Genomic DNA, 25,470 nt, shown 5'->3' on the forward strand with positions numbered 1-25,470 from the left:
ATGCAAGAGGGTCGAAGACCATGTCAACAAAGCGACGGGTCACCACAATCGAGGAGAACAGGCCATGGCTTTACCAGTATTGACTCCGGAACAGCGCACCGCGGCTCTGGCCAAGGCTGCCGAGGCACGCACCGCCCGGTCGAAGCTGCTGGCCGCCGTCAAGTCCGGCGAGCTCAGCGTCGCTGACGTTCTCGCAAAGGCCGAGAACGACGAGATCGTGAAGAAGACCAAGGTGTCCGCCCTGATCAAGGCACTTCCGGGTGTCGGCTCGGTGCGCGCCGCACAGCTGCTCGAGCAGCTGTCCATCGCAGACACCCGCCGTATCGGTGGACTCGGCGCAAACCAGCGCGAGGCACTTCTGGCGGCTGTCGCGTCCTGATACGACGCTGGATCGGCCTGCAGGGTTATCGAGGACATATCTCGCTCGTGCGGGGCTAGCATTTCCCCATGAACGTCGAAGTGACCCTGCTGCCCGGGATCGGGGTGCGGAAGGATTTCGCCCTCGCATCCGGGCGCCGCATCGGTGTCATCACCCGCAAAGACGGGGCGAACGAGCTGATCGTTTCGCGTAAAGACGACCCCGACGCAACACAGGCGTCCATCACCCTGAGCAATGAGGAAGCGGCGGCGCTGGGCAACCTGCTCGGCACGCCGCAACTCATTGCTCAGCTCGGGGAAGAGCATCGCGACCTTCCCGGCATCAACACACGCCAACTGCCCATCAAACTGGGCTCGCGATTCGACGGCCGAACCCTCGGCGACACCACCATGCGCACCAAGACCGGTGTGTCCATCGTCGCCGTCATGCGCGCAGGGCAGGTCCAGCCGTCGCCCACTCCCGATTTCACGCTCGTCGCGGGCGACCTTCTGGTCGCCGTAGGAACCGCCGACGGCCTCGACGCCGCAACCAAGCTGCTCGGCCGATAGCGACATGGCCGAGAGCGCGCTCGCTCTGATCGAACTCGGCGCGGTCTTCTTCACACTCGGACTTCTTGCTCGTCTCGCCGGCAAGATCGGCGTGTCGCCCATCCCGTTCTACCTACTCGGCGGCCTGGCCTTCGGGAACGGCGGCTTCGTCACCCTCGGCGGAATCGACGAGTTCAGCGAACTCGCCAGCGAAATCGGCGTCATTCTTCTCCTCCTACTGTTAGGGCTCGAATACACCGCAGCCGAACTCGTCACCGGACTTCGCCGCTCCTCGCTCGCGGGAATCGTCGACATCGTCCTCAACTTCACACCGGGCGCAGTACTGGCACTCGTGCTCGGCTGGGGTGGCGTCGGCGCACTCGTCCTCGGCGGGGTCACCTACATCTCGTCGTCGGGAATCGTCGCGAAAGTCCTCACCGACCTGGGACGCCTCGGAAACCGCGAGACGCCCGTCGTGCTGTCGATCCTCGTGTTCGAAGACCTGGCCATGGCCATCTATCTCCCGATCCTGACCACCGTGCTGAGCGGTGTCAGTTTTCTCGGCGGCATGGAAGCAGTCGGTATCTCGCTGTTGGTCGTGACGGTCGTCCTGGTGGTTGCGCTTCGGTACGGCAAGTTCGTCTCGGCGCTGGTCGACAGCGCGAACCGTGAGGTCGTACTGCTCAACGTCCTCGGCGCCGCCTTACTGGTGGCCGGCATCGCGTCCGAACTGCAGGTCTCCGCCGCCGTCGGCGCCTTCCTCCTGGGAATCGCGATCTCCGGCTCCACGGCCGACAACGCCACCCGCGTACTCGAACCCCTCCGCGACCTGTTCGCGGCTATGTTCTTCGTCGTCTTCGGACTACAGACCGACCCCGCGACGGTGCCACCGGTGCTCGGCTGGGCAATCGTCCTGGCCATCGTCACCACCATCACCAAAGTGATGACCGGGGCATGGGCCGCCGGTCGTCAGGGCATCGGCAGACCCGGGCAGCTTCGCGCAGGCGCCGCACTGGTCGCACGCGGGGAATTCTCCATCGTGATCGCCGGCCTCGCCGTGGCAGCCGGAGCCGTCGACAAAGAATTAGCCGCCCTCGCCACCGCGTACGTACTGCTCATGGCCGTTCTGGGCCCTGTCGCAGCACGGGTCATCGCCGTCCCACCCGCAGTCCGCGCAGACTGACAACATTCATTCCGCAGGCTCCACTCCTGCGACGCCTAAGCTGACCGAATGGCCCAGCAGCGTCGATCACCAGCGGACGGTGCCCCCGCATTGCGTCGGCGCCCACAATTGTCCGAAGACGTCGCCAACCACGTGCGGCACATCGTCATGTCCGGCGCGGTCCGTCCGGGCGACTTCATCCGACTCGACGAGACGGCTGCCGAACTCGGTGTCAGCGTCACCCCGGTCCGCGAAGCACTGCTCACGTTGCGGGGCGAAGGAATGGTGGAACTGGTGCCGCACCGCGGCTACGTCGTATCCCCGCTCACGCCCGAGGACATCGTCGACATCTTCTGGCTACAGGGACAGATCGCAGTCGAACTGGTCCGCCGGGCGGCACCGAAGATCACCGACGACGTCGTTGCCGAGCTGGAGAAGTTCAACGAGTCCCTGGCCGCGGCGGTGGAAAAGAATCAGGCCGAGGAAGTCGAGATCGCCGAGTTCGAGTTCCACCGGGTTCTCAATCGCCTCACCGGTGCAACCAAGCTGGCGTGGTTTCTCAACAACGCCACCCGCTACACCCCCACCCGGCTGTACGCGTCGGATCCGGAATGGGGGCGAGCGGCGGTGCGTAATCACGAACAGTTGATCGACGCTCTCCGTGCGGGCGACGTGGATGCGGCCTGCACGCTGATGCGCCGACAGTTCACCGATGGCGCGGAACGCCTGATCGCGTACCGCGCCCTGTGAGTGGAAATGTGTCCCAGGGGACACATTTCCACTCACCTAACGGAGCGAGTCCGGCGCGGTGAACCGCTCGCCGTACTTGGCAGCCAGCTCGTCGGCACGCTTGACGAACGCAGCCTGACCGAGGGAACCGTCCTGGGCCTCGTAGCCGACGATGTACTGGTGCACACCACCGGTCCAGGCCGGGTAGCCGATGCCGAAGATCGAGCCGATGTTGGCGTCGGCGGTGGTGTTCAGGACACCCTCGTCGAAGCACTTCTGCGTCTCGATGGCCTCGATGAACAGCATGCGCTCCTTCAGATCCTCGAACGGGATGTCCGCGGTACCTGACTTGAACGCGTCACGCAGGCCAGGCCACAGGCCGGCGCGCTTGCCGTCGGCGTACTCGTAGAAGCCTGCGCCCTTGGCCTTCGACGGACGCTCGAACTCGTCGACCATCTTGTCGATGACTGCGCCGGCCGGATCCTCGGGAGGAGTTCCACCCGCGGCCTTGATGGCGTCGTAGGTCTCCTTGCGGATCTTCTGCATCAGGTTGAGCGTCAGCTCGTCCGAGAGCTGCAGCGGCGCCGCCGGGTAGCCTGCCTGCAGACCTGCCTGCTCGATGGTCGACGGCTCCACACCTTCACCGAGCATCGCGATGGCCTCGTTGATGAAGGTGCCGATGACGCGCGAGGTGAAGAATCCGCGGCTGTCGTTGACGACGATCGGAGTCTTCTTGATGACCTGTACCAGGTCGAAGGCCTTCGCCAGCGCAGCGTCCGACGTCTTCTCGCCGCGGATGATCTCCACCAGCGGCATCTTGTCGACGGGCGAGAAGAAGTGGATTCCGATGAAGTCCTCCTGACGCTTCACGCCCTGAGCGAGGCTCGTGATCGGTAGCGTCGAGGTGTTGGAACCGAGCAACGCCGACGGGTCGACGAGGTCCTCGATCTCCTGGAACACCTTCTGCTTGAGCTCCTCGGATTCGAAGACCGCCTCGATGACGAGATCGGCGCCTTCGACGTCCTTGGCGTCGGCGGTCGGATGGATCCGCGCGAGCAGCGCGTCGGACTTCTCCTGAGTGGTCTTGCCACGCGAGAGTGCCTTGGCCTCGATGGCCTCGGAGTACGCCTTGCCCTTCTGCGCGGATTCGATGGCGACGTCCTTGAGGACCACCTCGATGCCCGCTTTGGCACACACGTAGGCGATACCGGCGCCCATCATGCCTGCACCGAGCACTGCGACCTTGGTGAACGTCGTCTTCTCGATGCCGTCCGGGCGGGACTTGCCTGCATTGATCGCCTGCAGATCGAAGAAGAACGCCTGGATCATGTTCTTCGATACCGAGCCGGTGACCAACTCGGTGAAGTAGCGGGATTCGATGGTCGACGCATTGTCGAAATCGACTTGAGCGCCCTCGACTGCGGCCGAAAGGATCGCGCGCGGCGCAGGCATCGGCGCACCCTTGATCTGCTTACGCAGGTTCGACGGGAACGCAGGCAGGACGGCAGCGAGCTTCGGGTTGGACGGGGTGCCGCCGGGGATCTTGTAGCCCTTGACGTCCCACGGTGCGACGCCACCCTCGGGGTTGGCCTTGATCCATGCCTTCGCCGCGGGCACGAGGGCGTCGATGCTGTCGACGAGCTCGTGCACGAGGCCGATCTCCAGAGCCTTCTCCGGACGGAACCGGGTGCCCTGGGCGAGGACCGTCATGAATCCGTTCTGGATGCCGAGCAGGCGCGTGATGCGTGTGACGCCACCGCCGCCGGGCAGAAGACCGAGGGACACCTCGGGCAGACCGAGCTGAACGCCCGAGACATTCGCGGCGATCCGGTGGTGGGTCGCAAGAGTGATCTCGAGTCCACCGCCGAGTGCAGCACCGTTGATCGCGGAGACGACGGGCTTGCCGAGCTTCTCCAGGCGTCGCAGCTGCGCTTTGACTTCCTGCACCTCGTCGAACACGCGCTGAGCGTCCTCGGGCTTCGCGGTGATGAGGCTGTTGAGGTCACCACCGGCGAAGAACGTTTTCTTCGCCGAGGTGATCACGACGCCGGTGATGGAGTCGAGTTCCTTCTCCAGCCGATCGACGGTCGCGCCCATCGAGTCCTTGTACAACTGGTTCATCGTGTTGGCGCCCTGGTTGGGGTCGTCCATCGTGAGCACGACGATGCCGTCGGAATCCTGGTCCCAGGTGATCATGTTTTCGCTCATGGTGTGTTCCTCAGACTCGCTCGATGATGGTGGCAACGCCCATGCCGCCGCCGATGCACAGGGTGATGAGTGCGTACCGGCCGCCGCGACGCTCGAGCTCGTCGAGCACGGTTCCGGTGATCATGGCTCCGGTGGCGCCGAGCGGGTGGCCCATCGCGATGGCTCCACCGTTGACGTTGAGCTTCTCGTTCGGGATCTGCAGATCCTTCTGGAAGCGAAGGACGACGGACGCGAACGCCTCGTTCAATTCGAAGAGATCGATGTCGTCGACGGTCAATCCTGCGGTTGCGAGAACCTTCTTCGACGCGGGTGTCGGGCCGGTCAGCATGATCGTCGTGTCTGCACCGGAGGTGGCCGTCGCGACGATGCGCGCACGCGGAACCAGGTTCAGGTCCTTGCCTGCCTGCTCGCTACCGACAAGGACGAGGGCTGCACCGTCGACGATGCCGGAGCTGTTACCACCGGTGTGGACGTGATCGATCTTCTCGATCCAGTGGTACTTCTGCAGCGCGACGTCGTCGAATCCACCCATCGCAGCGACACCGGTGAAGGCCGGGTTCAGTTTGCCGAGCGATTCGACCGTGCTGCCCGGACGCATGTGCTCGTCGTGGTCGAGGATCAGCAGGCCGTTCTGGTCGGTGACCGGTACGACGGACTTGGCGAAGTAGCCACCCGACCATGCAGCGGCGGCACGCTCCTGCGACTGCACTGCGTAGGCGTCGACGTCTTCGCGGCTGAACCCCTCGATCGTCGCGATGAGATCGGCGCCGATGCCCTGCGGCGCGAAGTACGTGTCGTAGTTGGTGGCCGGATCCATCGCCCACGCGCCGCCGTCACTGCCCATCGGGACGCGGGACATGGACTCGACACCACCGGCGATGACGACCTCGTCCCAGCCGGAACGCACCTTCTGCGCAGCCAGGTTGACGGCTTCGAGGCCGGACGCGCAGAACCGGTTGAGCTGGAATCCGCCCACGGTGTCCGGCATCTTCGCGGCCAGAACCGCGGTGCGCGCAATATCGGCACCCTGATCGCCCACCGGGGAGACCACACCGAGGATCAAGTCGGAGATGCGGTTCTCGTCGAGGTCGGGGAACCGTCGACGCAACTCGTCGATCAGGCCGGTGACCAGCGAAATGGGCTTGACGGAATGCAGTGAGCCGTTCTTCCCCTTGCCGCGTGGGGTCCTGATGGCTTCGTAAATGAACGCTTCTGTAGTCACAGCGCGGTCGTTCCTTCCACGTACTTCTGACTCGGCGGCGGCACCCGAGGGCGCCGCAGGACTCGAGGATCACACCTCGGTTCCTCTCACACTAGAACGCGGTACACAACCCGGTGAAGGACCGAAACGAGCGCGGTCCGTGACCGGCGCGTGCGTTTCAGCTCGACGAGACAGGGGTAGAGATAGCATCACCACTCGGGGGGATATGGGAGTGGAGCCAGCGGAACGAACCGGTTCCACAGAGTGGAGCCTGCGGGGGAGGTTCGAGCTCGGCCAGTTACGGAGATGATGACCATGGACACCCAGAAGCCGCTCGCGGTCGGAGCGCACGTCAAAGTGCGCTACAGCTCCGATTCTTCCCTGCCACGCGACCAGTGGCCCAAGGAATCAGGCGTCGTCAAGGAAGACTTCGGTGAGCAGACGGCATCGGTCGACCGCACCTGGGCCCGGGCTCACCGCTACGCCGTCGCCCTCGACGACGGCCGACTCGTCTTCGTCGACCCCGAGGACATCGAAGCAACCTGACCAAGGTCGGTCATGTGGTCGACTCAGCACCCTTTCTACCGACCCAGCACGCCTACTATCCGCGGACTGGGCGTGTCAGCTCGGCAAGAAGGGTGCTGACTCCTACTCCTTGAGCGGAGTTGCTCCGAGTTCTGCCTGCAGCAGTTCCATGGCCACCGTTTCCGGGTCGCGCCGCACCGACGGGTCGGCAGGTTCGGCGGCCGCTTTGAGCAGCTCTTCCTCGTCCTCCGGTGTTTCCGGGGGCGGTGGACCGGCCGGCTCGGGGTCGTCGGGATAGTCGGGCGCCTCGGGGGGCGGTATGTCGTCGTATCCGTGGTCGGTCGCTCCCGATTCCCGCGCCGTCGAAGCCGGCTTGTTCGCCTGGCTCGGACGCGAGAACTTGGTCGGAGGCGCTTTCGGAGGCTCGGGCGCGGCCTTGGCGACCGGAGCTTCCTCAGCAGGAGCTGCTGCTCCGACGACGCACGTCACCTGCCAGTCGACACCGAACACATCACGCAGCGCATCCCTGATGACGTCGGCATTCCGTCCTTCCTGCAGCCGCTTCGCGAGCGGCGCGGAATCGTGGCCGAGCGTGATCGAGCCGTCGCTCACCGCTCGAACCGAGGCACCGGACAGCATGACCTCGACCGTGCGGCTGCGCTCGCGCACCTTGGCTCGGACCTCGGACCAGACCGCACGAATCGCCGCGGCGTCCGGCTGAGTGGACGCCGCCGCAACCGGCTCGGGCTCCGGATTCGGTACTGGTTCAGGGGCTGGTATCTGTTCCGGGGCAGGCTCGGGCTCGACCGGCGCAGGGAAGTCGAACGCGCGGGTCGGTTCGGCGACCGGACGCTCGGGCTCTACGGGCGCCGCTTCAGGTTCCGGGGTCGGCTCGGGTTCCGGGGTCGACACAGGCTCCGGAACAGGCTCGGGTTCCGGGGTCGGCTCGGGGTCCGGCTGCGGCACCGCAGTGGGCTCGGGCTGCGGCTCGGGCTCAGGAGTGGGTTCGGGCTCGGGCTGCGGCGTCGGCTCGGGCTCAGGAGTGGGTTCGGGCTCGGGCGTCGTCGGAATGCTGGCGGCAGGTGCCGGAGGGACTGCGGGAGCGGTCGGAACCACGGGAGGTACGTCAGGCGCGGGCGCTGCAGGCTCGGGGGCCGCAGCCGCCCGTTGGGACGGCCGGACGAACTTGGGCGGTGTGTCGTCGACCGGCGGCGCGCTGGGGGTCGACGGCTCAGCACGACGCTGCGGAGCCTGGTCGACGGCTGCTTGCTCGCCGGCGGGCAACGTGACGTCCAGGCGCCGCTCGAGACGCTCGAGACGTTGCAGCACAGCAGATTCGGCGTCGGATGCCGAGGGAAGCAGCATCCGCGCACACATGACTTCGAGCAGCAGGCGCGGTGCGGTGGCGCCGCGCATCTCCCCCAGACCGGCGTGGATGATCTCTGCATAGCGCGCCAGGGTCGCCGAGCCGATGCGGCCCGCTTCGTCGCGCAGACGTTCGAGAACGTCACCGGGAACATCGACCAGCCCGCGCTCACCTGCGTCGGGGACGGCGCGCATGAGGATGAGGTCGCGGAGCCTTTCCAGCAGGTCCGTCGCGAAGCGGCGCGGATCGTGTCCGGCGTCGACCACTTTGTCGACCGTCCCGAACAGTGATCCACCGTCCCCGGCCGCGAGTGCATCCACGGCTTCGTCGATCAACGCGACGTCGGTGACGCCGAGCAGGGACAGTGCCCGCGGATACGTGACGCCTTCGGGTCCTGCGCCTGCGAGCAGCTGGTCCAGCACGCTCAGCGAGTCACGCGGCGATCCGCCGCCGGCTCGAATCACCAACGGATAGACGGGATCCTCGACGGGGACCGACTCCTGCGCGGTGATCTTCTCGAGCAGCCCACGCATGGTCGACGGCGGGAGCAGCCGGAACGGGTAGTGGTGCGTACGCGAACGGATGGTCGGGAGCACCTTCTCCGGCTCCGTCGTCGCGAAGATGAAGACAAGGTGCTCCGGCGGCTCCTCGACGACCTTGAGCAGTGCGTTGAAGCCTGCTGTCGTGACCATGTGGGCCTCGTCGATGATGAAGATGACGTAGCGCGATTCGGCGGGCGCGTAGACCGCCTTGTCTCGGAGATCTCGTGCGTCGTCGACGCCACCGTGGCTTGCCGCGTCCATCTCGACGACGTCGAGGTTGCCCGGCCCACCCGGCGCGAGAGCGACGCAGGAGTTGCAGACGCCGCACGGCGTGGACGTCGGGCCTTCGACGCAGTTCAGCGACCGCGCGAGGATGCGCGCCGACGACGTCTTACCGCAGCCTCGGGGCCCGGAGAACAGGTATGCGTGGTTGATCCGATTGGAGTTGAGCGCGGTGCTCAACGGTTCGGTTACGTGCTCCTGCCCGACGACCTCAGCGAACGTCGCAGGACGGTACTTCCGGTAGAGAGCCACGCATGGAAGGGTACCGGCGCGCACCGACACCGGCACAACCCCGTCGGGCGGTCGAGCATGCCCGCCGCCATGGCCGGAGCGCGTCTCACTTGTTCTTCGCGGCTGCCTTCGCTGCCTTCTTGAACTCGCGGACCTCGAGCAGGGATTTCTCGTCGACGACATCGGCGATGGAACGCCTGGAACCGTCGTCGCCGTAGGCCCCTGCGGCGTCCCGCCAGCCTTCGGGAGTGACGCCCATCTGCTTCCCGAGGAGCGCGAGGAAGATGCGGGCCTTCTGGTCGCCGTATCCCGGTAGTGCTTTCAGCCGCTTCAGAACCTCGGCGCCGTTCGGGTCGCCGCGACGCCAGATCTCGTCGGGTTTGCCGTCGTAGTTCTCGGCGACGAACTCCGCGAGACCCTGAATCCGCTTGGCCATCGAGCCCGGAAAGCGGTGCACTGCAGGGGTCGTCGCGCACACCGCGGCGAACTCGTCGGGGTCGGCCTGCGCGATGGTGTCGACCTTCAGGTCACCGAGACGGTCGACGAGTTTCTTCGGGCCCGCGAATGCCGATTCCATGGGCACCTGCTGATCCAGCAGCATCCCGATGAGCAGCGCGAACGGGTCCTCGGCCAACAACGCGTCGGCTTCCGCGTCGCCAGTCAGATGCAAGGTGGGAGACATGTCGTCGATCATGCCACCTGTGGATCGAGGCTCCTAGGTGATGGATACCAGTTGAGTGATGTCGTCGAAGGGCAGTGGTCCGTCGACGACGGCCCCGACGACTGCGTTGTTGAGCGTGATGGAACCGCCGTGGTTGTCGAGGAATGCCGTGTCCGCGGCGTCACGACCGGTGGCGATCCGCACCAGCGTCGACCGCGGAGCCAGGCACGTCGCGTCGACCACACGCCACTGGCCGTCGACGAATGCCTCGGCGACGGCGTGGAAGTCCATGGGGTCGCATCCGGGTGCGTACACCGCGACGAGCCGTGCCGGTACGTTCACCGCACGCAGCAACGCCACGACGAGATGGGTGTAATCCCGGCACACACCTGCACCTGCGAGGAGGGTGTCCACTGCACCGTCGATCGGGTCACTGCTTCCCGGAACGTAGTTGAGCCGTGAGCCGACCCAGGACGACACCTCGGCGAGCAATTTCTCCGACGCCGCGTAGGAACCGAATTCCGTTGCCGCGAAACCGAAGAACTTGTCGGCCTCGGCATATCTGCTGGGACGTAGATACAGCGAGAGATCGTAATCCGACACAGGCGCCGGGTCGGTGTTGCCGTACACGGTGGCCGAGTACGACACCTCGAGCTTTCCGACGCCCGCATGCAACTTGTGGATTCGGGTGCCGTGCGCGCCGCTGATCTCCTGGAAATCGACCGGCTGGCCATCGAGAGTGAACGACAGCGCTTCCCACACTTCGGCGCCCGGGTGTGGAGCGATGGCGATCTGGAATTCCAGGGTGCTCGCCTCGGTGACGTCCACGTCGAGGTAGGCCGAGACTTCGCGTTTCATTGTGATGATCCTGCCACCGTTCATTCGATCCTGCAGATCGGACTCGAGCACCCTCAGGACTCGTCGGGGCGGAATTCGCCCGTGACGAGAAAGATGACACGCTTGGCGACTTCGACCGTGTGATCGGAGAAGCGCTCGTAGAAGCGTCCGAGGAGCGTCATGTCGACGGCGGCGGGGACACCGTGCGGCCAGTCGGGAGACGAGGTCAGGGTGAACAGGCTGCGGTGCAGCTCGTCCATTTTCTCGTCCTTGACCTGCAGCTCGGCGGCCAGGTCCGCGTCCCTGGTCAGCAGAACCTCGCGGGTGGCGTCGGCCTGCTCGACCGCGACGCGGCCCATCTCGGCGAAGACGCTCTCCACCTCGACGGGGAGGACGTGAGCGGGGTGACGTCTGCGCGCGAGCTCGGCGATGTGGATGGCGAGGCCACCCATTCGCTGCAGATCGGCGACGATGTGGATCCCGCTCACCATGATTCGCAGGTCCAGCGCGACGGGTGACTGCAACGCGAGTACCGAAAATGCTTTGTGCTCCCACGCCGCGGCGAGTTCGTCGATGCGTTCCCGGCTGCTGATGGTTTCCTCGGCCAGCGCCAGATCGGCCGTCAGCAACGCCTGCGTCGCCGACGCCATCGCCTTCTCGGCCAGGGTGCACATGTCCGCGAGGTCGGCTCGGATCTCGACGAGTTGCTCGTTGTAGTTCTCACGCACAGCGAGCCCACCTGTCCATCGAGATCCCCATCCGCCGTCCTCTGCCTGTCGAAAGTCCTTCAGTCCTGTACCCGGACCTTGATCTTTCTACACCAGGCGCTGTGCTGGTGGGATCGCCTGCGTCAGCAGTTGGTCGGGGCGGGCACGCCGTAGAAACGGTCCTTGATCCAGTTCTGCGCCTCGCCGAGTCCGAGGAGGTCCGGAATGATATGTCCCGCACCCGAACCGGGGACGATGGACGGAACATTCGCGGCGCTGAACTGAACCGTCGCTCCCCTGCTGCACCAGGCACCCGCGAGTTCGACGGCTTGACCGTGCGGGACGATGTCGTCGGACGTCCCGGACTGGACGAGCACCGGGGCGGTCGGCGTGCGCAGGCCGATCTTGTTCTTCGCGAGGATCTCCTGGGCCTTGGGAAGCCGATCCAGGACGACCGACATCGGCTCGCCGGTGCGGGTGTACTCGGTGGTTCGATGCAGTCCGACGGTCAGGATCGTCTCGCCCACACATTGATTCGCCACCTGCCGCAGCATGGCCTGGCCTGCGTCGTTGATGTTCTCGTCGATCAGAGGTTGAAGGTCGGGATCCGATTTCAGCAGACCGTTGAGGGTGTACCCGATGACGCCGGTGAGGATGGTGCCGTCGACCTGTTCGAGGGTCTGCTTCAGGTCGGCAGGCGGAGCGCCTGCGTAGCTGCCCACGAGGTCGAGTTCGGGAGCGTAATCGCCCGCCACCTCGGCTGCGGCCGCCACTGCGCCACCGCCCTGGGAGTATCCGTACGTCGCGACGGGTCCGCCCGCAGCGATCTTGGTGCCGGGTAGCTGCTGGGCAGCGCGGGCGGCGTCGAGAACAGCGTGCGCCTCGGCCGCGCGGTTGACGTAGGTGTGCGCGCCGGGTGTTCCGAGACCGTCGTAGTCGGTGATCACGACGCCGTATCCCTGCGAGAGCAAGGAATACGCGGCCAGGACCTCGTACTCGACCATGAATCCGAGTGGTGGCGTGTACGTGATCAGCCGATTCAGCATGCGCGACGGCGCACACTGATCTCCTTGGCCTTGCGTCCCCGGTGCCAGCACGACGAGCGGCCGCGGGCCGGGTCCCGTCCATTCCGCCGCCGGATCGATATAGGTACCGGTGACCGCATTGGGTGCGTCGTTGGAGTCGGTGCTGCGGTACATGATTCGCGTCGCCGTCCCCGGGAGCGGTCCGCCGATACCGGGGACCGACAGCGCCAGAGGCGACGGCTCGGTGCGAATCACGTCTCCGGCACCGCCGTCGGGCAAGGGGGTGGGCGGGAGGTAGAAGTCGGACTCACCCGTCGACCCGGTGGACGATCCCGCTCCAGGCTGCGCCGACGCGAGCGGGACTCCCGCCACCGCCGCCAGCAGTGCAACGCCCACCGCAGTGCCCAGCAATCGTGATACTCGCATCGATCGTCCAACCCCCGTACTTACCCACCGGTAGTGATATCCGACTGGGACCATACGTGACAGGGGACACACTTGGGAAGAGTGGGGTAGCGCATCACCGAGAGTGCGTCAGCGTCGTCGGCGATGCATGTCCGCTTTCGCGATCGAGATCTCCTCCGCCGTCAACGGCCTACCGGGTAGCTCCGTCGCGGCGCCCGGCGTCGAACGCAGGCCGTCGAGCACGATCGTGAAGTACCGCTTCCAGTTGTCCGGCTCTACCGTCTTCATGAATTCCGAAGCCGCACCGATCATTCCGATCAGCGGAAACAGGTCGTTGACCTGCACGTCGGCGCGCAGTTGGCCGGAGTCGCGCGCACGCATCACGATACGGTCGACGTACGGGTCGATCCGCTCCCTCATCTGGGCGATTCCGTTGCATCCTTCGTCCGTGCCGAGCACGACCTCGCCGAGACCTTTGTCCGCCGACATTCCTGCGAACAGATCCGCGAGAAACAGAACGAGTCCGTCCCATGGATCTTCAGCAGCCAGAGCGCTTTCCGCGGTGGCCAGCATTTCCTGCATACGCTGCTCGAACACGCCGTCGATCAGCTCCTCCTTGCAGGAGAACCGCCGATACACCGTCCCCACACCGACTTTCGCATGAGCAGCAACGTCGTCGAGCGTGATGTCGATTCCGCGCGAGGCGAACAGTTCGCGAGCCGCGTCGACGATTCGTCGGCGGTTGCGTTCCGCGTCCGCTCGCAACGGTTTCTTCACGCCTGTGTCGGCTCTCACACTCATTCGATGTCCGTTTCACCCGAAAAGCGGAGGACATTCCTCCACTTAGCTGCTACCTTCGTCTTCGTAACCGGAGGGTACACCTCCGTATAGCCGAATCGAAGGATGACCATGACCGCATTGTCACCGGACGACACCTCGTCGTCGACCTTGGCGACGGAGGAGACCACCGACGCCAGGGCACACCGAAACCGCTGGCTGATCCTCGCCACCCTCGGCCTCGCCCAGCTCATGGTGGTGCTCGACGCCACCGTCGTGAACATCGCTCTGCCCGCCGCCCAGCTCGACCTCGGCTTCGACAACGCCAACCGCTCCTGGGTCGTCACGTCCTACGCCCTGGCATTCGGCAGCCTCCTGCTGCTCGGCGGACGTCTGAGCGACCTGTTCGGACGCCGTAACACCTTCCTGATCGGACTCATCGGATTCGCCGTGATGTCCGCGGTGGGTGGCGCAGCCGTGAACTTCGGCATGCTGGTCGCGGCACGCGCCGGCCAGGGCGTGTTCGGCGCCCTGCTCGCACCCGCGGCGCTCTCGCTCCTGGCCACCACGTTCACCGACCCGAAGGAACGAGCAAAGGCGTTCGGCATCTTCGGCGCCATCGCAGGCGGCGGCGGTGCACTCGGCCTACTGCTCGGCGGAATGCTCACCGAATGGGCCAACTGGCGCTGGAGCCTGTACATCAACCTGGTGTTCGCCGCACTCGCGTTCGTCGCCGGATTCCTCCTGCTCGCCAAGCACAAGGCCGACGTCCGTCCACGCCTGGACATTCCCGGAACGCTGACCGTGTCGGCAGCGCTGTTCGCCATCGTCTACGGCTTCGCTCACGCCGAGTCCGACGGCTGGAGCAACACGGTCACCATCGCATTCCTCGCCGCCGGCGTGGTGCTGCTCGGCGTGTTCTTCGCCATCCAGCAGCGTGTGTCACACCCGTTGCTTCCGCTGCGCATCATCCTCGACCGCACCCGCGCCGGATCGTTCCTCGCCGTCTTCGTGACGGGTGCGGGCATGTTCGCGGTGTTCCTGTTCCTGACGTACTACCTGCAGAACACACTCGGGTTCACACCGATCAGCACCGGTTTCGCGTTCATGCCGATGATCGCCGCCCTCATCGTCACCGCGACGCTGTCGACGGCAATCGTGCTGCCGCGCTTCGGACCTCGTGTTCTCATGACGTCGGGACTTCTCGTCGCCGCACTGGGCATGGGACTGCTCACCCAGATCGCCGTCGACTCCGCGTATGCGACGCACATCCTGCCCGGCCTGATCATCATGGGCCTCGGCTTGGGCGCAACGATGGCTCCCGCCATGCAGGGCGCCATCTCGGGAGTCAACCCCGACGATTCCGGTGTTGCATCGGCAACGGTCAACACCATGCAGCAGGTCGGCGGGTCCATCGGTACCGCACTTCTGAGCACCATCGCGGCCACCGCGGCCACCAACTACGTGACCGACAACCTGGCGTCGGCGTCGAATGCAGCCGCACTCCAAGCCAACGCTGAAATCGCCAGCTACACGACGACGTTCTGGTGGGCGACGGGCATCTTCCTGCTCGGAGCCGTCATCTCGGCCATCGTCGTCAAGCCCGGTCTGCTCCCCGCAGCCCCGGAAGGCGCAGTCGTAGTAGGCCACTGATCCGCTGTGAGTACTTGTGTAGGCCCTGGGGCAGGAGCGAAGCCTGCGTAGCGACCATGGGCGCTACATAAGTACTCACGTGGTGCGGAGGAGTTTTTCTGCCGCGGCCAGAAGTACGCAGGTCGCCACGCCGTTCATCGACTTCTCCAGCTCGGAGAGCGACGGGAAGCTCGGCGCAAGGCGGATGTTGCGGTCCTCGGGGTCCTTCTTGTACGGAAAAGCCGAGCCTGCGCCGGTCAGTGCGATGCCCGCGTCCTTCGCCAGAGCGATGGACCGGGCTGCCGTACCGTCCAGCACGTCGAGCGAGATGAAGTACCCGCCCTTCGGCTCCGTCCAGGAGGCGATCTTGGACGCTCCGAGGCGATCTTCCAAAATCTGTCCGACGAGAGCGAACTTCGGTGCCAGGATCTCGCGATGCTTGGCCATGTGGGCCTTCACACCGTCGACATCACCGAAGAAGCGAAGGTGGCGAAGCTGATTGAGCTTGTCCGGCCCGATGCTCTTGGTGCCGAGACGCTTCAGGTACCACTCGAGGTTCGCGTCGGAACTTCCGAAGAAGCTGACGCCTGCACCGGCGAACGTGATCTTGGAGGTCGACGCGAACACGAACGGGCGGTTGGGATACCCGGCTTCGGCTGCCCAGCCCAGAATGTCGTACGCGGGTGCGAACTCCGCGGTCAGAGGGTGAACGGCGTAGGCGTTGTCCCAGAAGATCCGGAAGTCGGGTGCCGCAGCCGGGACGGACGCCAGTGCGCGCACGACCTCTTCGGAGAACACTGCACCCGTCGGGTTGGAGTAGTTCGGGACCGCCCACAGGCCCTTGATCTGCGGATCCGACGCCACGAGCCGCGTGATTTCCTCGACGTCGGGGCCGTCCGGGTTCATCGGGACCGGGATCATGTCGATGCCGAAGCTCTCGGAGATCGCGAAGTGGCGGTCGTATCCGGGAGCTGGGCAGAGGAAACGGATGTTGGGTTCCGCCGACCACGGCCGCGGTGAGTCCGGCAGGCCGTGCAGCAGGGACCAGACGACGAGGTCGTGCATGATCTCGAGGCTTGCGTTGTTGCCCGCAAGGAGGTTCGAGACGGGAATCCCGAGCAGCTCCCCGAAGATCGCGCGCAGTTCCGGCAGGCCGGCGAGGCCGCCGTAGTTGCGGCAGTCGGTGCCACTGCCGTCGCGGAAATCGTCACCGGGCAGTGTCAGCAGATCCGAGGACAGATCGAGCTGCTCGGGCGACGGCTTGCCTCTGGTGAGATCGAGGGAGAGATTCTGGGCCTTCAGCTGCTCGTAGCTCGCTGCCTGTCGCTCGTGCTCGGCGACGAGCTCCTCATGGTTCATCAACCCGAACTGGGTTTGCGCTGACATGCGGAGCGGCCTCTCGTGATGCTGGTCCCTTGACATAAAGGGGACCCCGCGCACCCGGCAGAGCCCGTTGACCCTTGCTGCCTTCCGGCCCTGGGGGAGTTCACAGGATGCGCGCCGCGCGGGATCCAGTGAAGAGTGTAGCCGCACCGTCGACGACGGGTGACCGGCAGGGTTCCACGACTGCCGCGAGGCCCCGCTACAGGCCTCCGAATCGGCCCACGAGCAGCCGGTTTGGGATCGGACGGGGGTAACCCGGTATGCTTCCCCACGGAGGATTCGCCTAGTGGCCTATGGCGCTCGCCTGGAACGCGGGTTGGGTTAACGCCCTCAGGGGTTCAAATCCCCTATCCTCCGCGGTGAGAAAGCCCCCTGCACGCGCAGGGGGCTTTCTTCGTTCTCGGGTCCGCGAGCATCACGTCCGGACGTGACGGGCGACAGCCCTATCGCGCCGACCAACCACCGTCCATGGTGTACGACGCTCCGGTGACCATGCCGGCATCCGAGGACGCCAGCCATCCGACGAGGGATCCCACTTCTGCCGGTTCGACGAGTCGTTTGACTGCGCTCTCGGTCAGCATGACCTTCTCTAGCACCTGGTCTTCGTCGATCCCGTGCGCGGCCGCTTGGTCGGCGATCTGCTTCTCCACCAACGGCGTTCGCACGTAACCGGGGTTGACGCAGTTGCTCGTGACGCCGTGTGGGCCGCCTTCGAGTGCCGTGACCTTGGACAGTCCTTGCAAGGCGTGCTTGGCGGTCACGTACGCGACCTTGTATTCCGATGCGCGGAGGCCGTGCACCGAGGAGACGTTGACGATTCGTCCGAACCCTCGCGAGTACATGCCGGGAAGCACCGCTCGGATCAGCAGGAACGGAGCTTCCACCATCAGGGTCTGGATCCGCCGGAACGCGGCTGGGTCGAAGTCGACGATCGAGGCGACGGTTTGGATTCCCGCGTTGTTGACCAGGATGTCGGTGTCGAGGTGCAGCTCTTCGAGCGAGGCCACGTCCAGCAGGTCCACTGCCCAGGTCTCGCCGTGGAGCTCGGACGCAAGTTCCTTCGCCGCTACTTCGTCGACGTCGGCGATGGTGACGGTCGCTCCGCGCGAGGCCAGTTCGCGTGCACACGCTGCCCCGATTCCGGACGCACCACCGGTGACGAGTGCGGTGCGTCCGGTCAGGTCGGTCATCGCTTCACGTCCGGTTCGAGCAGCCCTGCCTTGGCGAGCTCGGCTTCCGTGGCCAGATTCTTCGCGTCGGCGATGTCGATGGTCTCCAGTGCCAGGCCCTTGGTCTCGCGGGCGGCGATGACGGCGATCAACGTGACCGCGCAGGACGCCGCGAGGTACCAGGCGATCGGAACGCCCGAGCCGAAGCGGTCGAGCAACGCAACCGCGATGATCGGCGCCAGCGAGCCCGCGACGATCGACGTCACCTGATAGCCGAGGGACACGCCGGAGTAACGCATACGCGTCGGGAACATCTCTGCCATGATCGCCGGCTGCGTTGCATACATGAAGGCGTGGAACACGAGGCCGATGATGATCGCGAGCATGATGACCACGTTGTGACCGCTGTTGAACATCGGGAAGGCGAAGAAGCCCCAGGTTCCTGCGGTGACTGCGCCGAAGAAGTAGACGGGACGGCGGCCGACGCGGTCGGCGAGCCTGCCCACCAACGGAATCACGCAGAAGTGCACGGCATGGGCGACGAGCATCCACCACAGAATCGTCTGGGTGTCGGTACCGACCTCGACCTTGAGGTACGTGATCGTGAACGTGACGACGAGGTAGTACATGACGTTCTCACCGAAACGCAGGCCCATGGCCGTGAAGACGCCACGCGGGTAGCGCTTGAGGACCTCGAAGACACCGTACGACGCTGCCTTGATGACCTCGGCCTGCTTCTGTGCTTCGACGAAGATCGGGGCGTCGGTGACCTTGGTGCGGATGTAGTAACCGACGAAGACGATCACTGCGGAGAGCCAGAACGCAACGCGCCAGCCCCAACTGAGGAAGTCGTCCTCCGGCAGGACGGTGGTCAGAATGAGCAGCACGACGGTGGCGAGCAGGTTTCCAGCGGGTACACCTGCCTGCGGCCAGCTGGCCCAGAATCCACGGCTCTTGTTCGGACTGTGCTCTGCGACGAGCAAAACCGCGCCACCCCATTCGCCGCCGACGGCGAAGCCCTGGATGAACCGGAGCGCGACGAGAAGTGCAGGCGCCCAGTAGCCGATCTGGTTGAACGTCGGCAGACATCCCATCAGGAACGTTGCGCCGCCGACCAGGACGAGGCTGAACTGCAGCAGCTTCTTTCGGCCGTACTTGTCACCGAAGTGACCGAATACGATGCCGCCGAGCGGACGTGCGACGAAGCCGACGGCGTACGTGACGAAGGCAGCGAGGATCGCGTCGAGCTCACTCGTGCCTGCTGCGAAGAAGATCTTGGAGAAGACCAGCGTGGCCGCGGTGCCGTAGAGGAAGAATTCGTACCATTCGACGATGGTGCCCGCCATCGATGCACCGACGACCTTCTTGAGGCCGCTCGGAGTGGCGTCGGGGTCGTTCCCCGGTGATTCGGTGCGTTCTTCGACGCTCATTGCTACTCCTCGTGTTCTGGGACATGCGCGGGCTAGATTGTGACTACCACCACACATATCGGTATCGCTGAGTATCGATGCAGATCGGACCGCCCGCAATACCCAACAACGCATGTGGGATCTGCAAGAATGCACATGTGTCGCATGCTCACCCCGATCATGGTCGGCCGCCCAGCGCAGACGACTTGCTGATCCTGTTGGCAGTGGGCAGAACCGGCCGGTACAACACCGCGGCGGACGACCTCGGGGTCAACCACACCACCATCTCCAGGCGTATCGCCGCGCTCGAAGCACGCCTGGGCGGCAGAGTTCTCGCCAGGTCCGGCAACGGTTGGGAACTCACCGCCCGCGGCAAGGATGCACTCGCCGCCGCCGAGAACATCGAAGCCGCGGTCCGTTCCCTGATGGGACCGGACGACGACGCAGAAGGCGTGGTCAGAGTGTCCGCGACCGACGGGTTCAGCGCATACGTCATCGCTCCCGCAGTCGCCCGAGTTCGGCTTCGCCACCCCGGTATCGCCGTGGAGATCGTCGCGACAACCAGGCGCGCCTCGCAGCAACGCTCCGGAATGGATGTGGAGATAGTCGTCGGCGAACCTCAGGTGCACCGCGCGGAGGCGATGAAGCTCAGCGACTACCACCTCGGGCTGTATGCGTCGACGAGTTATCTCGAAGCCCACGGCAGACCGGCCACCGTCGACGATCTCGCTGCTCATCCGCTGGTCTACTTCATCGACTCGATGCTGCAGGTCGACGACCTCGACATCGCTCCCGGCTTCGCGCCGCTGATGCGAGAGTCGGTGACGTCGACCAACGTGTTCGTGCACGTCGAGGCGACCCGTGCGGCGGCAGGGATCGGACTGCTCCCCTGTTTCATGGCCGATCGGCACGACGACCTCGTGCGGTTGCTGCCGCAGGAAGTGTCCGTGCGGCTGGATTATTGGCTGGTCTCGCGCGCCGAGACTCTGCGACGCCCGGAAGTCGCCCGAGTCGTCGAAGCCATCAAAGCCTCCGTCCTGGACCAGCGCGACGCTCTGCTGGGTCGCGCGTAGCCCGAACTTCGCGCAACTGCCGCTCCACGCCCGCGGTGTCCTAGCATCGAGACTGTCCTAGCATCGAGCCATGCCTGCCGGCCGATTCGCCCCGAGCCCGTCGGGCGACCTGCATCTCGGCAACCTCCGTACCGCGCTGCTCGCATGGCTGTTCGCGCGATCCACAGGACGACCGTTCTTGATGCGCGTGGAGGATCTCGATCGCGTGCGCGAGGGCGCCGAGGCCCGTCAACTCGCCGACCTCCGCGCCATCGGCCTCGACTGGGACGGCCCCGTTGTTCGACAGTCCGAGCGCACCGCGCTGTACGACGACGCCATCGCCCACCTCACCGCATCGGGAATGACCTACGAGTGTTTCTGCACGCGTCGGGAAATACAGGAAGCAGCGTCGGCACCCCACGCACCCGACGGCGCCTACCCCGGAACCTGCAGAAATCTGACGGCCGTAGAACGGGCAACGAAAACCAGGCCTCCCGCAGTGCGCCTGAAGGCCGACGTGACCGAGTTCTCCTTTCACGACGACGTGCTCGGCGCATTTCACGGCCAGGTCGACGACCTCGTACTTCGCCGCGTCGACGGTGTCGCGGCCTACAACCTCGCAGTGGTGGTGGACGACGGCGAACAGGGCGTGGATCAAGTGGTCCGCGGGGACGATCTCCTGACGTCGTCCCCGCGTCAGGCGTACCTCGCGTCGCTGCTCGACATCCCCGCTCCCACCTACGCCCACGTGCCGCTCGCACTCAATGCTCAGGGAAAACGATTGGCGAAGCGCGACGGCGCGGTGACGCTGGAGGACCAGGCTGCGCTGGGTCTCGGGCCGCGAGACGTTCTGCACCTTCTGGCTCGATCACTGGAACTGGCCGAAGCCGACGAGCAAGTGTCCCCGGGCGACATTCTTCGGCGATTCGACCCGCAGAAGCTTCCGACGACCCCCTGGGTATTCGAGACATAACGGACTCGGTCGGTCGATCCTGTGCACTTCCGATTCGGACCTGGGGATTTCCCGTGTTTGGATGAGGCACGTGACAGCTCAGAAATCCGAAGACACGCCAGGCGCCGTTGCGCAGTTCGCGCACGTCAGCCGCGGCTACTACCCGACCATCGTGGCCTTGTTCGCCGCAACCCTGATCATCTCGAATGTGACGGCGAGCAAAGGCGTCGCGTTCTTCGGTGACAGCGAAGTATTCCTCGGCCCGTTCCAGGTGCTGCCGATCAACACCGACGGCGCATTCTTCCTCTTCCCACTCGCCTACATCCTGGGCGACGTCCTCAGCGAGGTGTACGGCTTCAAGGCGACGCGACGCGCGATCTACCTCGGGTTCGGGTCGATCATCCTTGCTGCCGTCTGCTTCTGGATCGCCATCGAGCTCCCCGCAGCCAGCTTCTACGAGAATCAGCAGTCACTCGAAACCGTCGTCGGCGTGGTGCCGCGGCTGGTCATCGCCGGTCTCGCCGGATACTTCGTCGGGCAGATGCTCAACGCCCTCGTCCTCGTCAAGATCAAACAGCGCACCAAGGAAAAGCACCTCTGGGCGCGACTGATCGGCTCGACCGTCGTCGGCGAATTCTTCGACACCCTGATCTTCTGCTCCATCGCCGCCGGCGTCATCGGCATCTCGACATGGGAAGACTTCGTCAACTACGTCATCGTCGGCTTCATCTGGAAGACCCTCGTCGAAATCCTCGTACTTCCCATCACCTACCGCGTCATCGCCTACATCAAGAAGCGCGAACCCAGCTACCAGGAATCCGTCGCGGCATAGCTTCCGGCCTGGTACCTCTCACCCCTCGGGCGTGACCGAACGACACATTCGGTCACGCCCGAACTCGTCCATACACCTTCCGCGCCTATTGAGCCATTGACAAATGGCACAATCAGTATGAGTCTGAACGAATGAATCCGTCGTACAACGCTCGTGCCGTGGTGACCGGAGCAGGCAGTGGCATCGGCCGTGCGTTTGCGCTCGAACTCGCGAAGCGAGGTGGTGAGGTGATTTGCGCCGATATTTCCCTGACGCGCGCCGAGGACACCGCTGCTCTCATCGGCGACAAAGCGCATGCGGTGAAGTGCGATGTCTCTCGACGTGAGCAGGTCGAGGACCTTGCCTTGTTCGCAGAACTGACCCTCGGCCGTCCTCCGACTCTCGTGATCAACAATGCGGGCGTCGGGATCGGTGGCACACCCGTCGGCGATATCGGGTTCGAGGACTGGAACTGGGCGCTGGGGATCAATCTCTGGGGAGTGATCCACGGATGCGAGATCTTCGCGCCTGCAATGAAGGCGGTCGGCGAGGGCGGGTTCATCAATGTCGCGTCCGCAGCCGGATTCGGTGCTGCGCCGTTGATGGCGCCGTACAACGTGGGGAAGGCCGGCGTGATCTCGCTGTCGGAGACCATGGCTGCCGAAGGCGTCCGAGTCACCGTGCTGTGTCCGACGTTCGTGAAGACGAATGTCGCCAAGGACGGACGTATCACCGCTGCCGGCAACAAGATCGCCGAGACACTGATGCGCACGACGGGGTTCACGCCGGAGAAAGTCGCGGTCGACACCTTGAACAAGTACGACCGCGGACGCCTCTACGTCGTGCCGCAGATCGACGCCAAGGTCATCTGGCGCCTCAAGCGCATCGCCCCTGCGCTCTACACCCGAACGCTCGGGTTGCTCGCTCGGTTCGCACCACAGGAAACCACACAGGAAGCAGGAGTCTGACATGGCATTCGACTTCGACGAGATGCTCGTCAAGATCAAGGACAAGCAGTGGGCGTTGGCCGACATCGACTGGGACGCACCGGGAGCGGAGACCATCAGTCCTGAACTCTGGACCAAGCTGAAGCCGTTCATGTCGGACCTGATGTGGATCGAGAACGTCGGCGCCCGCGGCTTCGCGGCCATGGCGAAGAAGGCTCCGACGGACACCTTGAAGGAGATCTACACCTACTTCCACGCAGAGGAACAGAAACACGCCAACGCCGAACTCGCACTGATGCGGCGGTGGGGCATGCTCGACGGCGACGAGATCCCTCAGCCCAATGTCAACGTCAAACTCGTCATCGACTGGCTGGACAAGTACTCGGATCAGACGTCACTCGCCGTGCTCGGGACCGTCATCCCGATGCTCGAGGTCGCACTCGACGGCGCACTGGTCAAGTTCATCGTCGACGAGATCGACGACCCGGTCTGCCAGGAGGTCTTCAAGAAGATCAACTCCGACGAATCACGCCATCTTGCAGTCGATTTCCAGGTCATCGAACTCCTGGGGCACGCGACGATGCGCAAGATCCTGGTGGAGACCGTCGGAGCCTGGATGAATCCGTCGCTGATCATCGGCACCCTCCGCTACATCCCACTGCTGAACAAGATGCGCGACAACATCGTGGCCATGGGTGTCGACGAGGAACGCCTCTACACCGCGATGCGGAGGTTCAAGAAGGTCGGCGAGAGAAGCGAATTCCCGAAGCGTCTGCCCATGTACCGCTTCATCAGCTGGCACTCCGGCGTCGTCATCAACCGCGCGCACCCGTACCACAAGTTCGCCGACGCCCTGGTCCGAGCAACGGCCAAGTACCCGAAGAAGCTGCTGCGCCCCCAGCCCACCTGGTCGAAGGAACTCACCTACGAGCCAGTCGCATGAGCGAAACGCAGCTCTCATCCCAGCAGGCTCCACTCCCGTCCCATGGGTCATTCCAGCAGGCTCCACTCCCGTCCCATGGGTCATTCCAGCAGGCTCCACTCCCGCTCGATGTAGCCATCATCGGCGGCGGCTTCGCCGGGGTCGGTACCGCAATTCGACTCAAGCAGAAGCGAATCGAGAACCTTGCGATCTTCGAGCGGGGATCGGCTCCGGGCGGCACGTGGCGTGACAACACCTACCCCGGCGCGGCGTGTGACATCCCGTCGAGGCTGTACTCGTACAGTTTCGCCCCGAATCCGGATTGGTCGCACACGTATTCCGGTAGCGCCGAGATCCTGAAGTACATCGAGCGGATGGTCGACGATTTCGCCCTGCGTCCGATGCTGCGCTTCGGGCACAACGTCACCGGTGTCCATTGGGACGAGGCATCGTCACTGTGGGAGGTCACGTTCGACGATCACCCCTCGGTACGTGCACGGTCTGTCGTCATGGCGTCGGGCCCGTTGGCGAACGTCAGCTTCCCGGGCATCCGCGGCCTCGACACATATGAGGGCCACAAGATCCACAGCGCTCGTTGGGATCACGAGTTCGACTTCACCGGCAAGAAGGTGGCCGTCATCGGGACCGGGGCGTCGGGTGTTCAGATCGTGCCGGAGCTGGTCAAGGTGGCGCAGTCGGTCAAGGTCTTCCAGCGCACGCCGGGCTGGGCACTCCCCCGCACCAATCTGACCACTCGTCAGACCACCAAGGATCTGTACCGAAAGTTCCCGGCTGCGCAGTCGATCGCACGCAAGGCCTGGTTCTGGGGTCACGAGTCCGTCGCCCTCGGCGTCGTCTGGAATTCGCCGCTCACCCGCGTCGTCGAAGCCGTCGGCAAGCTGCACCTGCGGCGACAGGTTCGAGATCCCTGGCTTCGACGGCAGCTCACTCCCGATTTCCGGGCCGGATGCAAACGACTGCTCATGACGAGTGAGTTCTATCCGGCACTGCAGCGGGACAACTGCACTCTGGTGACCTGGCCGATCGCGCGTCTGGCACCCAAGGGAATTCGCACCGTCGAAGGTATCGAACATCAGGCGGACGTGATCGTCTTCGCAACCGGATTCGACGTGTCCAAGACGGGCACGCCGGTTCCCATCACCGGACGCGACGGCCGCGTGCTGGCCGACGAGTGGAGCTCGGGCGCGAAGGCGTACAAGTCCATCAGCGTCGCGGGCTACCCGAACATGTACTTCACGTTCGGCCCCAACTCGGGTCCGGGGCACAGTTCCGCGCTGGTCTACATGGAGGCTCAGATCGACTATCTCGTCGACGCCATCTCCCACGCGATCGCACGGAACTCGGTACTCGAGGTCAGGGCGGACAAGCAGAGCGAGTACAACACGGATCTGCAGCGTCGGCTGCAGCGGACGACGTGGAATTCCGGCTGCTCGAGCTGGTATCTCACCGAGGACGGTTTCAACGCGACCATGTTCCCCGGCTTCGCGAGCCAGTACGTCGGGCAGCTGAAGTCGGTGAACTACGACGACTACACCGTCACCGAGTACCGGGCGAGGGTGACCGCCGCCCGTGCGGCTACCGTGTAACCGACACAGGCAGGCTGTCGGG

General features: G+C 64.8%; 23 protein-coding genes, 1 tRNA gene and 1 other RNA gene. 13 read left to right on the forward strand and 12 right to left on the reverse strand.

Annotation, left to right across the window (positions count from 1 at the left end):
• Window positions 1-64: 64 nt before the first annotated feature.
• From mihF to H292_RS0107855, 4 genes are all read left to right on the forward strand, one after another.
• Window positions 65-379, forward strand: a complete 315-nt coding sequence (gene mihF / locus H292_RS0107840) for an integration host factor, actinobacterial type (RefSeq protein WP_026347388.1) — start codon at window positions 65-67, stop codon at window positions 377-379.
• 68 nt (window positions 380-447) lie between these two features.
• Window positions 448-927: a cation:proton antiporter regulatory subunit gene (locus tag H292_RS0107845; RefSeq protein WP_020111030.1), complete on the forward strand. Its 480-nt coding sequence runs from the start codon at window positions 448-450 to the stop codon at window positions 925-927.
• 4 nt (window positions 928-931) lie between these two features.
• Window positions 932-2,089, forward strand: a complete 1,158-nt coding sequence (locus H292_RS0107850; RefSeq protein ID WP_020111031.1) for a cation:proton antiporter — start codon at window positions 932-934, stop codon at window positions 2,087-2,089.
• Window positions 2,090-2,137: 48 nt separating this feature from the next.
• Window positions 2,138-2,818 (forward strand): GntR family transcriptional regulator, encoded by a 681-nt coding sequence (locus tag H292_RS0107855; RefSeq protein WP_176458757.1) that lies wholly within the window; start codon window positions 2,138-2,140, stop codon window positions 2,816-2,818.
• Window positions 2,819-2,854: 36 nt separating this feature from the next.
• Here the strand turns inward: H292_RS0107855 and H292_RS0107860 are convergent, their stop codons facing one another.
• Both H292_RS0107860 and H292_RS0107865 read right to left on the reverse strand, forming a co-directional pair.
• Window positions 2,855-5,005: a 3-hydroxyacyl-CoA dehydrogenase NAD-binding domain-containing protein gene (locus H292_RS0107860; RefSeq protein ID WP_019662879.1), complete on the reverse strand. Its 2,151-nt coding sequence runs from the start codon at window positions 5,003-5,005 to the stop codon at window positions 2,855-2,857.
• Window positions 5,006-5,015: 10 nt separating this feature from the next.
• Entirely contained in the window at window positions 5,016-6,227 is a 1,212-nt protein-coding gene (locus H292_RS0107865; protein WP_020111033.1) for an acetyl-CoA C-acetyltransferase, read from the reverse strand.
• Between the two features lie 285 nt (window positions 6,228-6,512).
• Between H292_RS0107865 and H292_RS0107870 the strand changes: the two genes are divergently transcribed.
• Entirely contained in the window at window positions 6,513-6,752 is a 240-nt protein-coding gene (locus tag H292_RS0107870) for a hypothetical protein (protein ID WP_019662877.1), read from the forward strand.
• A gap of 102 nt (window positions 6,753-6,854) precedes the next feature.
• Here the strand turns inward: H292_RS0107870 and H292_RS0107875 are convergent, their stop codons facing one another.
• The 6 genes from H292_RS0107875 to H292_RS0107900 all read right to left on the reverse strand — a co-directional run bounded on the left by H292_RS0107875 (window position 6,855) and on the right by H292_RS0107900 (window position 13,564).
• A complete protein-coding gene (locus tag H292_RS0107875; RefSeq protein WP_027498678.1) occupies window positions 6,855-9,173 on the reverse strand; it encodes a DNA polymerase III subunit gamma and tau in 2,319 nt (772 codons plus the stop codon).
• 85 nt (window positions 9,174-9,258) lie between these two features.
• Window positions 9,259-9,834 carry an HhH-GPD-type base excision DNA repair protein gene (locus H292_RS0107880; protein ID WP_026347386.1) on the reverse strand — a complete coding sequence of 192 codons (576 nt, stop codon included), beginning with the start codon at window positions 9,832-9,834 and terminating at the stop codon, window positions 9,259-9,261.
• Window positions 9,835-9,867: 33 nt separating this feature from the next.
• Window positions 9,868-10,671, reverse strand: coding sequence for a transglutaminase-like domain-containing protein (locus H292_RS0107885; RefSeq protein ID WP_026347385.1), 804 nt, complete (start codon window positions 10,669-10,671; stop codon window positions 9,868-9,870).
• A 53-nt stretch (window positions 10,672-10,724) separates the two neighbouring features.
• Window positions 10,725-11,378 (reverse strand): phosphate signaling complex protein PhoU, encoded by a 654-nt coding sequence (gene phoU, locus H292_RS0107890; protein ID WP_019662873.1) that lies wholly within the window; start codon window positions 11,376-11,378, stop codon window positions 10,725-10,727.
• A gap of 122 nt (window positions 11,379-11,500) precedes the next feature.
• Entirely contained in the window at window positions 11,501-12,808 is a 1,308-nt protein-coding gene (locus H292_RS0107895; RefSeq protein WP_230595752.1) for a lipase family protein, read from the reverse strand.
• A gap of 108 nt (window positions 12,809-12,916) precedes the next feature.
• Entirely contained in the window at window positions 12,917-13,564 is a 648-nt protein-coding gene (locus H292_RS0107900; RefSeq protein ID WP_020111036.1) for a TetR/AcrR family transcriptional regulator, read from the reverse strand.
• Window positions 13,565-13,696: 132 nt separating this feature from the next.
• Between H292_RS0107900 and H292_RS0107910 the strand changes: the two genes are divergently transcribed.
• Window positions 13,697-15,217 carry a DHA2 family efflux MFS transporter permease subunit gene (locus H292_RS0107910; RefSeq protein ID WP_019662869.1) on the forward strand — a complete coding sequence of 507 codons (1,521 nt, stop codon included), beginning with the start codon at window positions 13,697-13,699 and terminating at the stop codon, window positions 15,215-15,217.
• A 75-nt stretch (window positions 15,218-15,292) separates the two neighbouring features.
• Here H292_RS0107910 and H292_RS0107915 read toward each other — a convergent pair whose 3' ends face one another.
• On the reverse strand, window positions 15,293-16,582 hold the full coding sequence (locus H292_RS0107915) for an aminotransferase class I/II-fold pyridoxal phosphate-dependent enzyme (protein WP_027498679.1): 1,290 nt from the start codon (window positions 16,580-16,582) through the stop codon (window positions 15,293-15,295).
• 34 nt (window positions 16,583-16,616) lie between these two features.
• Window positions 16,617-16,713, reverse strand: an RNA gene (gene ffs / locus H292_RS27840) — signal recognition particle sRNA small type.
• Window positions 16,714-16,851: 138 nt separating this feature from the next.
• Here ffs and H292_RS0107920 point away from each other — a divergent pair.
• A tRNA-Ser gene (locus H292_RS0107920) sits at window positions 16,852-16,936 on the forward strand.
• Window positions 16,937-17,022: 86 nt separating this feature from the next.
• Here H292_RS0107920 and H292_RS0107925 read toward each other — a convergent pair.
• Together H292_RS0107925 and H292_RS0107930 are read right to left on the reverse strand one after the other, a co-directional pair.
• Complete coding sequence (locus tag H292_RS0107925; RefSeq protein WP_020111039.1) at window positions 17,023-17,769, reverse strand: 3-hydroxybutyrate dehydrogenase; 747 nt, start codon at window positions 17,767-17,769, stop codon at window positions 17,023-17,025.
• Window positions 17,766-19,178, reverse strand: a complete 1,413-nt coding sequence (locus H292_RS0107930) for an MFS transporter (protein ID WP_019662866.1) — start codon at window positions 19,176-19,178, stop codon at window positions 17,766-17,768. Before H292_RS0107930 ends, H292_RS0107925 begins: the two co-directional genes overlap by 4 nt.
• A 77-nt stretch (window positions 19,179-19,255) precedes the next feature.
• Here H292_RS0107930 and H292_RS0107935 point away from each other — a divergent pair, with 77 nt between their 5' ends.
• The 6 genes from H292_RS0107935 to H292_RS0107960 all read left to right on the forward strand — a co-directional run bounded on the left by H292_RS0107935 (window position 19,256) and on the right by H292_RS0107960 (window position 25,448).
• On the forward strand, window positions 19,256-20,230 hold the full coding sequence (locus H292_RS0107935; protein ID WP_019662865.1) for a LysR family transcriptional regulator: 975 nt from the start codon (window positions 19,256-19,258) through the stop codon (window positions 20,228-20,230).
• A gap of 70 nt (window positions 20,231-20,300) precedes the next feature.
• On the forward strand, window positions 20,301-21,182 hold the full coding sequence (gluQRS, locus tag H292_RS0107940; protein WP_020111040.1) for a tRNA glutamyl-Q(34) synthetase GluQRS: 882 nt from the start codon (window positions 20,301-20,303) through the stop codon (window positions 21,180-21,182).
• A 61-nt stretch (window positions 21,183-21,243) separates the two neighbouring features.
• Window positions 21,244-21,993, forward strand: a complete 750-nt coding sequence (locus tag H292_RS0107945) for a queuosine precursor transporter (RefSeq protein ID WP_094620703.1) — start codon at window positions 21,244-21,246, stop codon at window positions 21,991-21,993.
• 131 nt (window positions 21,994-22,124) lie between these two features.
• Window positions 22,125-22,940: an SDR family NAD(P)-dependent oxidoreductase gene (locus tag H292_RS0107950; RefSeq protein WP_019662862.1), complete on the forward strand. Its 816-nt coding sequence runs from the start codon at window positions 22,125-22,127 to the stop codon at window positions 22,938-22,940.
• Window position 22,941: 1 nt separating this feature from the next.
• Complete coding sequence (locus H292_RS0107955) at window positions 22,942-23,862, forward strand: reductase (RefSeq protein WP_020111042.1); 921 nt, start codon at window positions 22,942-22,944, stop codon at window positions 23,860-23,862.
• Window positions 23,859-25,448, forward strand: coding sequence for a flavin-containing monooxygenase (locus H292_RS0107960; protein ID WP_020111043.1), 1,590 nt, complete (start codon window positions 23,859-23,861; stop codon window positions 25,446-25,448). Before H292_RS0107955 ends, H292_RS0107960 begins: the two co-directional genes overlap by 4 nt.
• The last annotated feature ends 22 nt before the right edge of the window (window positions 25,449-25,470 follow it).

Source organism: Rhodococcus sp. 114MFTsu3.1 (assembly GCF_000383555.1).
GTDB lineage: Bacteria > Actinomycetota > Actinomycetes > Mycobacteriales > Mycobacteriaceae > Rhodococcoides > Rhodococcoides fascians_E.